The sequence below is a fragment of the Vibrio ichthyoenteri ATCC 700023 genome, assembly GCF_000222605.1.
GTDB lineage: Bacteria > Pseudomonadota > Gammaproteobacteria > Enterobacterales > Vibrionaceae > Vibrio > Vibrio ichthyoenteri.
Genome location: NZ_AFWF01000319.1, coordinates 1 through 14,312 on the forward strand (window position 1 = coordinate 1; position 14,312 = coordinate 14,312).

The following is a 14,312-nucleotide window of genomic DNA, read 5'->3' on the forward strand; positions in this document are numbered from 1 at the left end:
TATAGAAAGGTAGAGTGGGGGAAGTTTGGGTAATTACTGATTTAGCTCAGCAAAACTGCGGGTTTTCGATGAATTGGTGATGGACAACTGTCCTGTTTTTCGATTTTATCTATCTCAAACCTGCTTCTTTTAATACCTTGCCAACAGTATTGCGATGACATCCCACCCTTTCAGCAATAGCATTATGGGTGAGGTTGGCATCTCTCAGCCTGATTATTTTTTCTCGTTTATTGCGAGTAACTCGATTAGTAAGCTTGTTTGCTCCAAAGTTTAATGATTCGTACCTAGATTTTAATCTGTTTGAACAGAAGCGAACTAAAAAGAACTTTCTTGCACACCTAAATCAACATTCACTCCGCCCATTGTTATAAGTAATTCAGAATGGAACAACGGAGTAATAACCATGAAAATATCATTAAAACTAGTCTTAACCGTGCTCGTAACTGTCCTGTCACTGCTTCTTGAAGCTACACAGAAAGAGGATGCGTAATTATGGCTAACATAGGGTATGCACGAGTAAGTACGTCAGGACAGAGCTTAGAGGCGCAATTAGAGGCGTTGAAGGTATGTGACAAGGTGTTTAAAGAAAAGGAGTCAGGAGCAAAGGCGGAGCGTCCCCAGCTCACGACAATGCTTGATTATGTGCGAGATGGAGACACAGTAACGGTGACTAAACTTTGTCGGTTGGCAAGAAACACAAAACATTTGTTGGAAATAGTCGAGTATCTTGAGCAGAAAGGTGTATCGCTGGTGGTTCTTAACCTTGGTATCGATACGAAATCACCAACAGGTCGTTTGATGCTTACTATGATAGGTGCAGTTGCTAGTTTTGAGCGCCAATTACTACTGGAGCGGCAAGCTGAAGGAATTGCTGTTGCTAAAAGTAAGGGGAAATACAAAGGTCGAAAACCGATATCGATGGAAAAAGTAGAAGTAGTGAGACAATTGATTGAAGATGGAATCTCGAAGAAAAGTGTATCTAAACGTGTTGGAATAAGCTTGGCTAGCGTGTACCGAATAGTGAGAAGTGGCTAAGCATCAAGTTGATTATTTAATTGTTCTAACTGTATGTTTAGTGTACAATTTCAACTTTGAGCAACGTCGAGAATAGAGGTTTTTTTATGCCATGTAATTGCTGTCCTGCACCGCTAAATAGCGGCATGATAATCAAAGTAGATCAGACCACAGGAGCGAGATACAAATCTTGCCCTCACTGCAGTGCTGCCAATGGCTCAGAGCATGTTTTCCATAGGTATCCTTCTGAGTTTGGTTTCACTCCTGCACGAGTTACAGCTAGAAACCCTCATGGTCATCAGAGCTACTGCATTGAATGCCGCTCATTAGCTAGGGGAGTTCCTTCTGTAAATTATGTTAATGGGGTTTTGTGTCGGAACTTATAAGCTTTAAGGTCAGCTTCATCAGTAGGGGCTGACCTTAACTGCATAATTGTTTGTCAGATATTTATTACTTGCTAATAATGTGGCTAATTCCATTGGGTATATCACTAAACCGATTCCCTTTATCCCATATCATCCACATATATTCGCAACTATCTGAACCACCATTGACGAACCTTGGTCTTGGTATAATTACTGGAGTTTTGTTTGGGAAGCCAATTTCAGCCCAAAAATTAACTCTACATTTTGAACCAAGAAAGTTTACTCTTTGGAGATAGGCAAGGGTTCCGTCTGGGGCTAATTCAGATAGTGATTTTTTCAAGAACTCAATAGTTAAACTAAAAGGTGGATTCGTAATAATTACATCTTGCTGGGGGAACGAGGTTGTTAAGTAATCAACGCCTTCATTGATTTCAGCCCAAAATTTTTGCTTATCTGGTAAATCTACTCTGTCAAAAATATTTCGAGTACCTCGACACGGCTCCAAGAATGTATCGTCTGGCTTTAAATTCAATTTGTCCAATAAAGCTTCAACTGTAACGATTGGTGTCGGGTAATCATCTCTAGCTATTTTATTGCCAGTCGTACTGCTCACAAATAATTCCTTATGAATAATTAATGTATATCTTTGAATGAAGCAAATGATTATACCCTTGTGACAAACAGAAAACCCATCCCAGAGCATGTCTTTAGGATGGGTTTTATTGTTTTGACAAGGTTTTCTCAAAGGGTCAGACCCTATTGGGAATACTCTTACCAGATAATTCGCTCAACACATCGGTCATAGGCTTCTTTTAGCTGCTGTAATTCATAGCCTCGTGAGTAATAACCATATGTCATGGTGTTGCCTCGTTTATGCCCAAGAATAGCTGCTGCTTTTAGTTCATCCACGCCAGCTTGTTGCATCGCGGTTGAAAACATCACTCTGAATGAGTGGAAGCACTTGGCAGAGTCTGTTGATACGTTATCTGTTTTGATGCGAGAGAACCAGCGGCTCATATCAGAGCTATTGTCGAAACCAAGCAGTAATTCATCGCCTTGCTTGCTATCTGCCATTGCTCTAACTCTCGAGCCAAGGTGATCAGTTAGCGGAATAACTCGCTCCGCTGCTTCTGTTTTACCTGTAGCGATGTATATGGCGGTGATATCTTCTTCTACGATTACATGCTTAGCTTGTAGATTGCATAGCTCTGATATTCGACATCCAGTAAACACGGCTAGCTCTACTAGCAAGCGTTTATCTGGTTCATCAGTTGCAACGTTTTCTTTAATCCAAGTCATTTCATCTGCTGTGAACGGTTGTTTTTTCTCGACTTTATCACCAGTAGCATAGATGTTTTTTTCGAAAGGGCTTCGAGCTGTGATTTCCCCAAGAGAATCGGCATAGTTCCAGATTGAACGCAATCGGCTGATAATTCCTTGAACAGTGCTCTTCTTGTACTTGACCTGTAGATGCTCGATGTATTCATTCACTTGTTGTTTGGTTATATCCTCAAGCTGGATGTCGTATAGCCCAAGGTATTTCAGGAACTTATCAGCGGCTTGTTTGACTTTGCGAACGTTGTCTTTAGTTTGGCTGGCCTGAAACTTCTTCACCCAGTTATTCAACGCTTCCTTCAATGTGATGCGATATCTTGAACGATGGTCTTTTCGGCCATTAACAGTCGTGTATGCGTGAATAAAAACATCATCGTTGTCACGCTGTACCTTGTCTAGGTCGTAGTGCTCATCCCATGACGCAGGGAAGCGTTCCTTGTCTTCACTCATGTTTTTAATGAGTTCAAGGAAGCGGTGTCTATCTGCATTGGGGGCATTAAATCGTCTTTCTTCAAACTTGCCATTGAGGATATCTCTTTTACGCCTAGCTTCCCTGATATCACCTGTTCCAAGGCTCTCTGATACCGTGGTTTGATCGCCAAATTGCTCTAGGAGAGCTTTTGGAATGCGTCTTTGATACCACCAGACGTTGCCTCGTAGCTTCAAGTGTTTTGTGTCAGAAGATGCCATGTAGCCAGCTTTGTAGTCATTAATGTAGACAATTATGATGCCACAAAGTTAGGTATACCGCTACTTGTAGGATTTAAGTGCGATTTGGGCGGTATGATGTAATCATTGCTTCTCACTACTTGATAGTGACTTTGATAAAACGGTTGAAGGTGATCGGAGATACGCATACACTCCACGCCTTCAACTGAAAGTGACTATTTCAGTGCAGATTTATAAAAAAGCCGGAGCAATCGCTCCGGCTTTTTTTAGTGCTTGTAGCACGCAATTGAGGCTATATTTGGCCTTAAATAGCAGTAACTCAATTTAAACAACGAGTTATAAAGTGATATTCCAATTCAGTCATACTGGGTGATAAATAAGTGAATGTGTCCGGTGAATTAGGGATTAAACGACAGCTTGTAGGGATCACAACACTATTTTTGCTGATATTCATGTTTCTGGTATTTGATTCAGAAGATGAAGTCAGAGCAAGATACGGTAATGAACAACAACGCGTTGAGCGGCTATTGGAAGATACTACTCAAGTTATCAACGCATTAGAGTACAGCATTACGGCGCTATATCCGCTGCAGAACGAGCGATATGTTCTACCGCATACCATTCAGTTAAATGGAATAACCTGCAACTTTGGTGGCCAATCTCACCAAGGACAAGATTACGACTTTATGTTTTCTGGTCCTGCCGAGATGTGTGATACCAACTCAGAGCTCTATTCGCTCGCTTATAAACGTATGTTTGTCGCTCCTTCGATGGCTTATTTTTCTAAAACCATCAGCCATATCTCGGCCATCTACTTTATATCCAAAGATAAATTTATCATCTCATCACCAAAAACATTTGCCGAATCGATTGAAGGTGATGCCTTTGATGCGGTTGTCAGTACTCGTCCTTACTGGATTAATACCATGCAGCGTCTGCAGCACGATAAAGTGGTGTATACCGGAGACTATCAAGATTATATGACCGGTCGACGTGTGATTACGCTGACACGTGCAATTTATGTTGATGGTGAATTTAGAGGTGTATTAGCCATCGACAGCTATCTGGATGATTTAGTGGCAGATCGACATTCCAGTTATCGGCTAACCCCTAAGCAGATGGAAAATAATTCAACCGCGTTTGATTTTACTTGTTCCAATCCTGTGATGGTGAATAACCAAGAGACGGGCCTTTATCTCACCGTCAAAGAATCGAAGCGAACACACTTAAAGTTGATTTTCCAAGCGGAGCAAAAACAGTTTATTAGCCTATTTATCGGTTACATGCTGTGTATTTGCTTGATTTGGTTTCGCGATACACGTTCAACGCAAACACGTTTACGATCTTTAGCGATGTGCGATCCTATGACCAACATGCTTAACCGTCGTGGTTTTGAGTTCTACCTGAAAGATGTCGAACTACAAGAGTTTATTGCTTTAGCGGTATTTGATATTGATGACTTTAAAGCGATCAATGACAGCTTAGGTCATGAGGCTGGAGATGAAGTGATCTGCGCAATTTCCGCATTACTCAGTGCTAGCTTACGACAGACCGATCTTATCGCGCGTTTTGGTGGTGAGGAGTTCGTAATTGCGATTACCGGCGAATCCCATGAACAGATACAATCAGTGGTGGAGCGAGTACAGCGCGAGATCAGCACGACAATCGGCTTATCTGATGGCAAGCATGTGTCCGTCACTGCGACGGGTGGTGCCGTGGTTTATGCTCGTGACTGCATCGAAAGTCTGGAATGGTTGTGGCAAGAGAAAGGCATTCGCCAAGCAGATACTTTGCTTTACCAAGCGAAGCTCGCTGGAAAAAACCGTGTGTTTGTTGGGCTAGGCTGTTAACTCGATTGATATCGCGACAAATAGAAAAGGATGGCTGAAGCCATCCTTTTACGATTTTATATCCGAGCAGTGATTATAAAATGATATCGCGTACTTCAGGATCTTTACGCTCTAGGTAGTGCGTAGATTTAATGCGACGAATGGTACGGCAGCGGCCACGGATCAGCAGTGTCTCAGTGGTGGCAATGTTACCTTGGCGTGAGATACCTTCAAGCAGGTCACCCTTGGTGATACCGGTGGCAGCAAAAATCACATTGTCGCTACGTGCCATATCTTCCATCTTCAATACGATACCCGCTTCAACGCCCATCTCTTTACAGCGAGCAAGCTCTGCTGCACCGTAGATGCGGTTTTCTTCGCTATCACCTTTTACATCATGACGAGCCAGTAAGCGGCCGTTCATATCGCCATCAAGTGCACGAATTACTGCCGCAGAAACCACACCTTCCGGTGCGCCACCAATACAGTACATCGCATCCACTTCGCTATCTGGCATACAAGTTAGAATTGATGCGGCAACATCACCATCTGGCACCGCGAATACGCGCACACCCATTGCTTGCATTTCTGCAATAACGGCGTCGTGGCGAGGTTTGGCTAGTGTCGTAACCACAAGAGTATTTAGAGGCTTGTTGAGTGCTTTGGCGATGTTCTCAAGGTTTTCTTTGAGTGGTTTATTTAGGTCAATACAACCTTTAGCGCCAGGGCCAACCACCAGTTTTTCCATGTACATATCAGGCGCTTTTAAGAAGCTGCCTTTTTCACCCGCAGCAAGTACCGCGAGTGCGTTCGACTGGCCCATTGCCGTCATACGTGTACCTTCAATTGGGTCAACCGCGATATCAACCGCATCACCACCCACACCCACTTGTTCACCAATGTAGAGCATCGGCGCATCATCAATCTCGCCTTCGCCAATCACGATCTCACCACTGATTTCAGTTTTGTTCAGTAGGATGCGCATGACCTCAACCGCTGCACCGTCGGCTGCGTTTTTATCGCCACGGCCTAGCCATTTGTAGCCAGCTAAAGCTGCCCCTTCAGTGACTCGAGAAAATGCCATTGCTAAATCGCGTTTCATGATGACTCCAATTAGTAAGAAGGAAGGATGATTTAATTTCGGCGCGATTTTATCACAACCAAAAGTAAACGTTTGCTTTTTTGCTTTGTCGGGATTGAACTCGATCAATAAAGCACGGTAAAGTGAAGCCAGAGCAGGAGAAATTGCGTTACCGAGCGGTTAACGTTAGGTAAATGTCAATATGTGGTCAAATGTTGAGCGAATGACGCAAAATATCAAATATAGCGCGTGTTTATCCATCCAGTGCTGAGTAGAATGAAGGCAATACGTGAAGCGAGCTTCACCTCAATCGAACAAACAAAGGTAGGCTAAGATGTCTTTTGAAGTACTAGAACAACTAGAAGCAAAAATTCAAACTGCAGTAGATACAATTTCACTTCTTCAAATGGAAGTAGAAGAGCTTAAAGAAGAAAAAGAACAATTGGCTTCAGAAGCAAGTGAACTACGCGCTAACCGTGAAGAGCTAGAGCAAAAAGCAGCCGCTATGCAACAAGAGCATTCAGCATGGCAAGATCGCATCCGTAACCTACTAGGTAAAATGGATGACGTAGAGTAATCACCAAGATAATTTAATCTTGCGTTGTTACCAACCAGATACGAGCGAAAAGGCAGCCCATTTGAGGCTGCCTTTTTTACATCAAAATGATGCAAACCAACTATGACACTTTTGGTCGCACACCTAAGGTATGGCACATTGCGTAGGTCATTTCCGCACGGTTGAGTGTGTAGAAGTGGAAATCTTTCACTCCTTCGCGGCTTAGGATACGCACCATATCAAGCGCTTGGCTAGCACCAACCAATTGGCGTGTGGTTGGGTCATCATCTAAACCTTCAAATTGTTTTGCCATCCAACCCGGTACTTTGACATGGTTTTGCGCAGCAAAGCGCGATGCTTGATTGAAGTTAGAAACTGGCAAGATGCCCGGTACAATCTCCACATCAATACCTGCAGCGACACAACGATCACGAAAACGTAGGTAGCTTTCGACATCGAAGAAAAACTGAGTGATTGCTCGGCTGGCACCCGCATCCACTTTGCGTTTTAAATTCAGCAGATCCGCTTGTGCGCTTTTGGCTTCAGGATGAACTTCTGGGAAAGCCGCGACTGAAATATCAAAGTCGTGACGAGATTTAAGCAGTTCGACTAAGTCTGAGGCATACATATCAGGAGCGCCGCCGCCAGGGGGAATATCACCACGTAGCGCGACGATACTTTCAATACCATTTGCCCAGTAATCATCCGCGATTTGGATAAGCTCTTGGCGTGAAGCATCAATACAAGTGAGGTGAGGGGCTGCGACTAAGTCTGTTTCTGCTTTGATCTCTTTGATGATTGAGTGAGTACGGTCGCGCTCACCTGAGTTAGCACCATAGGTTACCGAGACAAATTTAGGCTTGAGGTTTTTCAGACGGTGTACAGAGTTCCACAAGGTTTCTTCCATCTTTTCACTGCTTGGTGGAAAAAACTCAAAGGACACATTGATGTTGTCAGATAGTTCAGCGACATTCTGATTCAAAGCGTCGATATGACTGGCGTGCGTGTATCCCATCTTGCTCTCCCTGTGGCTACCATTGCCACCCTCTAAATAAAATCCATTTTTGACGTTTAGACGTCTATATGTCCACAGAATGAATTGAATGTAAGTTAATGTCAACAAACTGAGTATGAATTTTTTCAACTTCACAAGTAGACATCTTCAACTTAACAAAGATAACGTGAATTGACGAGCGCTGAGGAATAAAAAGCTGATGACAAAAAGAAGCAGTAAAAGCAGAAAGTTAACAGAGGCATAGGTCAAAATAGAAAATGATGGCGCCGGAGAAAGCCTGCGGCGCCATATTGATTACAGTTGGCTAGACAATAAATTCAAATCCGATTGAATAGCACCAGCCGTTACTTCTCGCCCGGCGCCAGGGCCTCGAATCACCAACGGATTGTCTTTGTACCATTTACTCTCTATGGCAAAGATGTTGTCACACGGCAGCAAGTTAGCTAAAGCATGCTCTTTGGCCAGCGCTTCAACGCCAACGGTGGCTTTGCCATTTTTTTCTAAACGCGCGACGTAGCGTAATACCTTATCTTCACGTTGCGCCTTCTCTAACCTTTCGGCTAAGCGCTCGCTAAGCAATTGGCCTTTATCGAGAAAGTCATCCAGTGGCAGCTCAGCGAGCTCCTCTGGCACTAGGCTTTCCACTTTGACAGCTTCAGGTTCTAGAGACAGACCAGACTCACGCGCGAGAATCACCAATTTTCGCATCACATCCGAACCATCGAGATCATGGCGCGGGTCAGGCTCAGTCAGGCCTTGTTGCCACGCGAGATCAACCAATTCAGCAAATGGTACTTGGCCATCGTATTGTTGGAATAGCCAAGAGAGTGTGCCGGAGAAAATTCCGGAGAGCGCAATGATTTCATCACCACTTTCACGTAAATCACGCACAGTGTGGTTGATTGGTAGGCCAGCACCTACCGTGGCATTGTAGAGCCAGTGGCGGTTAATCTTGGCAAAGGCATCTTGTACTTGATGGTAGTATTCGCTGGAAGCAGAACCCGCTACCTTGTTGGCAGAGATAAGGTGCATGCCTTGCTCGGCAATTTCAACATAACGCTCGGCCAGCTCTTGGCTGGCGGTGACATCCAGTACCACTGCGTCATCATAGCCTTGAATCGCGCCTAGTTGTGCAATCCACTCACCACCTTGATAAGGGACTGATTCGTCATCAAAGCGCTTGTTTGCGCTCGCCGCATCGATACCTTGTGGATTGAACCAATAGGTTTGGCTGTCGATCACCGCAACCAGTTCAAAGCTCATGCCACGACGCTTTTCGAGTTCAGTCTTTTGTTCGGCAAACAGATCCAGCCAACGACTGCCAATATTGCCTTTACCACATAGAGCAATGGCAATGCGTTTTTGCGCTTGGAAAAGCTGCTTGTGAATGCCTTGCACTAAATCTTCGGTGGTGGTTTTGCGTAATATCGCTACCAAGCTAAGACCTGAAGTCGATTCACAAATAAATTCAACCGGCGCATTTTTTAACTGTTGGTAGAAGCCGTAGCAGTGATTAGCGTTCTTGGTTACACCCGCACCGACCGCGGCCACCATCGAGAAGCCTTCTTTGAGTTTTATTTCTGCCTCGGTTGCGACATCTTGCAGATGACGTAGTGCACCGCCAGCAATTTCAGCGGTATAGGCTAAAAATAGGCTGTGCTGATCATCTTGTGCTTCAAACGCTAATGGCTCAAGTTGTGCGCGCTTAAGGCTGGCTAAGGTCTCTTTATAGAGGCGAGTAAAATCATGACCAGAGGCGAAGTTAAGCTGTATTAACATCACATCATCAAGTGAGGAGATAATTTTAGCCCCACGGCCAGAGGCGAGCACTCGTTCTATGCGTGTAGATCCAGATTCTGGCTGATAGCTGCAACGCAGATGACAATCCATCGCGCTTTGCGCTACAGGCTGTAGGGTGCGGCTATGCAGTACAGGCGCTGCTAGGCGGGCTAACTCGCTGGCTTCATCTAAGCGCAGTAGTGGTAATAAACAGGCATCCGCAATCAAGCGCGGATCGGCGCTGTACATACCGGCCACGTCACTCCAAATCGTGACGCGAGAGACTTGCGCCAATGCGCCAATCACGGTGGCTGAATAGTCTGAACCATTGCGACCAAGTAGTACGGTATCGCCTTGATGATCTTGCGCCATAAAGCCAGTAATTACGATGCGATGATGCGCGTGTTGTGCCAGTACTTCTTTAAGCAGAGGGTAGGATGCGCCGCGATCGACTTCTGGTTGGGTGCCGGCTTCTGCGCGTAAAAATGCGCGCGCATCTTGGGCGCGAGCAGGGAGATTTTGTTGATTGAGCAGCGCGGCCAATAAGCGCGACGACCAAACCTCACCATGGCCAAGTACTGCAGCTTGTGCGGCTTCATTTAGCGGCGCGGTTAATTCGCCAAGGGTGCTGATCTCATCATTGAGTTGCGCCAGTAGCGATGGCTTTATCTCATCGCTAATCAGTTCATCAATAAGATTGGTTTGAAATTGTTTGAGGTTTTGCAGTGCTTCATGGGCTAAACGACCATCTTTATTTAAGCCTTCTAAAAACTCAATCAGACGGTTGGTGGTTTTGCCCGCTGCAGACACCACCACCAAGTCTTCTGTGGACGAGTACTCTTTTAGAATATCAACCACACGTCGATAACACTCTGGGTCCGCTAAGCTACTACCACCAAATTTATGCAGTTGGCGTTCTACGCTCATTTAATTGCCCTCCAGAATAACATTAAAGGCTTGTTGTAAGTCTTCAATCAAATCTTGTGGATCTTCAAGACCAACAGATAGGCGCAGTAGCTGCTGAGAGACGCCAGCTTCGGCAAGGGCAGCTTCGCCCATTGCACGGTGAGTCATGGACGCTGGGTGGCAAATTAGACTTTCCACACCTCCTAGTGACTCGGCGAGTGAGAAGAGCTTTAATGCGCCGACGAAGGTTTTCAGTTGCTCAAAGCTGCCACCAAATTCGAAGCTGAGCATGGAGCCAAAACCGGTTTGCTGTTTAAGCGCAATCTCATGGCCTGGATGTTCAGGTAAACTTGGGTGATAAATGCGTTCAATCAGCGAATGCGTTTTTAGATAATCGAGAATCTGCGCCGCGCCTTCTTCATGGCTGCGCATACGAGCACCTAGCGTGCGAATACCGCGCAAAGTCATATAGCTATCGAATGGTGTGCCGGTTGCGCCAATGCAGTTGCCCCACCAAGCCAGATCGGTGGCATGTTGCTCTGTTTTGGTGATCACCACGCCCCCAATCACATCGGAGTGACCATTGATAAATTTGGTAGTGGAGTGAATAACAAAGTCAGCGCCGAGTTCGAGAGGCTTTTGGTACACCGGTGTCAAAAAGGTATTGTCGACCGCGACTAAGGTATCGACCTGATGAGCTAGTTGGCACACTTGAGCAATATCGACCACGCGCACCAATGGGTTAGACGGTGTTTCGATCAGCAAAAGTTTTGGCTTTTGTGCTAACGCTTCTGTTAGCGCTTGCGGATCGGATTGGTCGACAAATAACACTTTAAAGTCGCCTTTTTGCGATCGAGTATTAAATAGTCGGTAGGTGCCGCCATAGCAATCATGCGGTGCGACAATCAAATCGTCAGGGCCAAGAAAGGTTGTGACCCACAAATTTAAAGCAGAAGTACCACAGTTGGTCACCACTGCACCCTTGCCGGATTCAAGCTCGAACAAAGTTTGTTCTAATAAACCGCGATTTGGATTACCAGAACGGGTATAATCGTACTTAGGGACATCACCAAAAGCTGGGAAACCATAGTTGGTCGACAAGTAGATAGGTGGAACTACAGCGTGGTGTTGGGTGTCGGACTCAATGCCTGTGCGAACAGCGATAGTGGCAGGTTTGCGGGTGCTCATAAGTGTTTCCTTCCGAACAATAGTAACTTGTCAGTACGAATAGGCTGACCAATCAGCAACGCTCTTTTTACTCGAGTTATTGCCTGATACAACGTATTCACAATCCATTCACTCTACTTTACTTCTCATTTTTTAAGACGTCAATACATCCAGACGTCTATATGTCTTTGCTTGTAGCCTTAAAAGCCGCTAAAATTAACCTCTAGAAAAATTATATCTAACTACAATGTGAAGGTGCGCAATGGCAGACTGGAATGGCGAATACATAAGTCCATACGCTGAACATGGAAAGAAAAGCGAACAAGTAAAAAAAATTACCGTTTCAATTCCATTAAAAGTATTGAAGGTATTAACCGATGAGCGAACTCGCCGTCAGATTAATAACCTACGCCATGCAACAAACAGTGAGCTACTTTGCGAAGCATTTCTTCATGCTTACACAGGCCAGCCGCTGCCAACGGATGAAGACTTACGTAAAGATCGTCCTGATGATATTCCAACAGAAGCGAAGCAATTGATGACCGCGATGGGCATCGAATTTGAAGCTTTTGATGACTAATATTGTTCTTGTTGGAGCGAGCACCATTCCAACCTGATATAAAAAACCGCAGCGATGGCTGCGGTTTTTTGTTTTTAATGAAAAGGATTTGAGAATCGAGATCATTACCTTTAGCCTTCTCGCTTCTCGCTTCTCGCTTCTCGCTTCTCTAGCTCATATACCCTTCAGGCATTTCAATACGTGCGACACCTGAATCAACCGCCGCTTGAGCCACCGCTTTCGCCACTCGTGGCAGTAGGCGAGGGTCCATTGGTTTTGGAATAATGTAGTTAGAGCTAAATTGTAATGATTCCACTCCAGCAGCTTGCAATACTTCAACCGGTACAGGCTCTTTTGCCAACTGGCGAATCGCCTCGACCGCGGCTAATTTCATCTCATCATTAATTTCACTGGCACGTACATCGAGCGCACCACGGAAAATAAACGGGAAGCACAGTACGTTGTTAACTTGGTTCGGGTAGTCACTACGGCCCGTACCCATTATTAAATCATCACGCACTTGATGCGCCAGTTCCGGTTTGATTTCCGGATCAGGGTTAGAGCAGGCAAATACAATTGGCTTATCTGCCATCAGTTTTAGCGCTTCTGGTGGCAACAGGTTTGGCCCTGATACGCCAAGGAACAGATCGGCACCTTCAATCACATCTTCTAACGTGCGTTTATCGGTGTTGTTGGCGAACAGCTTTTTGTATTCATTCAAATCATCGCGACGAGTGTGGATCACGCCTTTGCGGTCCAGCATGTAGATTTTCTCACGCATGGCGCCACATTTGATCAGCAGCTCCATACACGCCACGGCTGCTGCGCCTGCACCGAGACAAACAATGGTCGCATCTTCGAGCTTTTTACCTTGTAGCTCGACAGCGTTGAGCATGCCCGCCGCGGTAACAATTGCCGTACCGTGCTGATCATCATGGAAGACTGGTACATCACAACGCTCAATCAATTGTTTTTCAATTTCAAAACAGTCTGGTGCTTTGATGTCTTCTAAATTGATACCACCAAAGGTGTCGGCAATATTGGCTACCGTATCGACAAACTCTTCGATAGTGCGGTGTTTGACTTCAATATCAATCGAGTTTAAGCCAGCAAAGCGTTTGAAGAGCAGTGCTTTACCTTCCATAACAGGCTTTGATGCCAAAGGACCAAGATTACCTAAACCAAGAATCGCCGTACCATTTGAGATCACCGCGACCATGTTACCTTTTGCCGTGTACTTATAAACGTTATCTGGGTTCTGCGCGATCTCACGTACAGGCTCAGCAACGCCTGGGCTGTATGCCAGCGCCAGATCTAATGCAGTTTCAGCAGGTTTGGTCAGCTCAACCGCAATCTTACCCGCCGTTGGAAGGGCGTGGTAATCCAGTGCTTGTTGGCGGAACTTTTCTTCAGCGGTTAATTCTTGGGAGTGGTCATCTGACATAAGGCTAGGCTCTCTTATAATTGATTCTTTTGTAGTAATTGTTAAGCAAAAGTTATTCTAGAGGAAGCAAGTCAAGCTGCATAGCGAGGATTGCGATTGATATTGCCATTGTAGGCCGATTGTCAGCTGATAAGACCAGATAGCTCACAAAATGGAATAGAAGGGGTGAGAAGAAAGGGAAATGACAGGCAATAAAAAAGGACGCCTAAGCGTCCTTTTTTCAATTTAGTATCAAAGCAGAAATTACTTCTTGCTTGATAGTGCACCGAAGCGCTTGTTGAAGCGATCAACACGGCCGCCTGTATCTACGATACGTTGCTTACCAGTGTAGAATGGGTGACATTTGTCACATACGTCTAGGTGGATAGACTCTTTAGTTAGAGTTGAGTTGAACTCAAAAGAGTTACCGCAAGAACAAGTAGCGCTTACTGCTTTGTATTCTGGGTGGATACCAGCTTTCATGGGAGAACCTCAAATAGGCCGTGTCGCTATCCGAATCTAAGCCGGACACCACACGTAGTTAATAAAAAAATTTCGCTCTACCGCCGAATGAACGAATCATCAGCCATAGTGCTAAGGCGCAGTATAGTAAT

12 protein-coding genes are annotated in these 14,312 nt (G+C 45.1%); 4 read left to right on the forward strand and 8 right to left on the reverse strand.

Features of this window, described 5'->3' with window-relative positions; all coding sequences use genetic code 11:
• The first annotated feature begins 492 nt into the window (after positions 1-492).
• On the forward strand, positions 493-1,035 hold the full coding sequence (locus tag RH85_RS21000) for a recombinase family protein (RefSeq protein ID WP_006714751.1): 543 nt from the start codon (positions 493-495) through the stop codon (positions 1,033-1,035).
• Between the two features lie 429 nt (positions 1,036-1,464).
• Here RH85_RS21000 and RH85_RS21005 read toward each other — a convergent pair whose 3' ends face one another.
• A complete protein-coding gene (locus RH85_RS21005) occupies positions 1,465-1,992 on the reverse strand; it encodes a hypothetical protein (protein ID WP_006714752.1) in 528 nt (175 codons plus the stop codon).
• A 158-nt stretch (positions 1,993-2,150) separates the two neighbouring features.
• Positions 2,151-3,404 (reverse strand): tyrosine-type recombinase/integrase, encoded by a 1,254-nt coding sequence (locus RH85_RS21010; RefSeq protein WP_006714753.1) that lies wholly within the window; start codon positions 3,402-3,404, stop codon positions 2,151-2,153.
• Between the two features lie 431 nt (positions 3,405-3,835).
• Between RH85_RS21010 and RH85_RS21015 the strand changes: the two genes are divergently transcribed.
• Positions 3,836-5,233 (forward strand): sensor domain-containing diguanylate cyclase, encoded by a 1,398-nt coding sequence (locus tag RH85_RS21015; protein ID WP_241210441.1) that lies wholly within the window; start codon positions 3,836-3,838, stop codon positions 5,231-5,233.
• A gap of 73 nt (positions 5,234-5,306) precedes the next feature.
• On the opposite strand, the gene glpX is transcribed toward RH85_RS21015, so the two are convergent.
• Positions 5,307-6,314: a class II fructose-bisphosphatase gene (gene glpX, locus RH85_RS21020; protein WP_006714755.1), complete on the reverse strand. Its 1,008-nt coding sequence runs from the start codon at positions 6,312-6,314 to the stop codon at positions 5,307-5,309.
• A 313-nt stretch (positions 6,315-6,627) separates the two neighbouring features.
• Here glpX and zapB point away from each other — a divergent pair, with 313 nt between their 5' ends.
• Positions 6,628-6,870: a cell division protein ZapB gene (zapB, locus tag RH85_RS21025; RefSeq protein ID WP_005593637.1), complete on the forward strand. Its 243-nt coding sequence runs from the start codon at positions 6,628-6,630 to the stop codon at positions 6,868-6,870.
• A gap of 100 nt (positions 6,871-6,970) precedes the next feature.
• Here the strand turns inward: zapB and metF are convergent, their stop codons facing one another.
• The 3 genes from metF to RH85_RS21040 all read right to left on the reverse strand — a co-directional run bounded on the left by metF (position 6,971) and on the right by RH85_RS21040 (position 11,737).
• Entirely contained in the window at positions 6,971-7,864 is an 894-nt protein-coding gene (gene metF / locus RH85_RS21030) for a methylenetetrahydrofolate reductase (RefSeq protein WP_006714756.1), read from the reverse strand.
• A gap of 294 nt (positions 7,865-8,158) precedes the next feature.
• Positions 8,159-10,570, reverse strand: coding sequence for a bifunctional aspartate kinase/homoserine dehydrogenase II (locus tag RH85_RS21035; protein ID WP_006714757.1), 2,412 nt, complete (start codon positions 10,568-10,570; stop codon positions 8,159-8,161).
• Positions 10,571-11,737: an O-succinylhomoserine (thiol)-lyase gene (locus tag RH85_RS21040; RefSeq protein ID WP_006714758.1), complete on the reverse strand. Its 1,167-nt coding sequence runs from the start codon at positions 11,735-11,737 to the stop codon at positions 10,571-10,573.
• Positions 11,738-11,978: 241 nt separating this feature from the next.
• Between RH85_RS21040 and metJ the strand changes: the two genes are divergently transcribed.
• A complete protein-coding gene (metJ, locus tag RH85_RS21045; RefSeq protein ID WP_005593642.1) occupies positions 11,979-12,296 on the forward strand; it encodes a met regulon transcriptional regulator MetJ in 318 nt (105 codons plus the stop codon).
• Positions 12,297-12,444: 148 nt separating this feature from the next.
• Here the strand turns inward: metJ and RH85_RS21050 are convergent, their stop codons facing one another.
• Both RH85_RS21050 and rpmE read right to left on the reverse strand, forming a co-directional pair.
• Positions 12,445-13,719: a malic enzyme-like NAD(P)-binding protein gene (locus tag RH85_RS21050; protein ID WP_006714759.1), complete on the reverse strand. Its 1,275-nt coding sequence runs from the start codon at positions 13,717-13,719 to the stop codon at positions 12,445-12,447.
• Positions 13,720-13,962: 243 nt separating this feature from the next.
• A complete protein-coding gene (gene rpmE / locus RH85_RS21055) occupies positions 13,963-14,181 on the reverse strand; it encodes a 50S ribosomal protein L31 (protein ID WP_006714760.1) in 219 nt (72 codons plus the stop codon).
• Positions 14,182-14,312 lie beyond the last annotated feature (131 nt).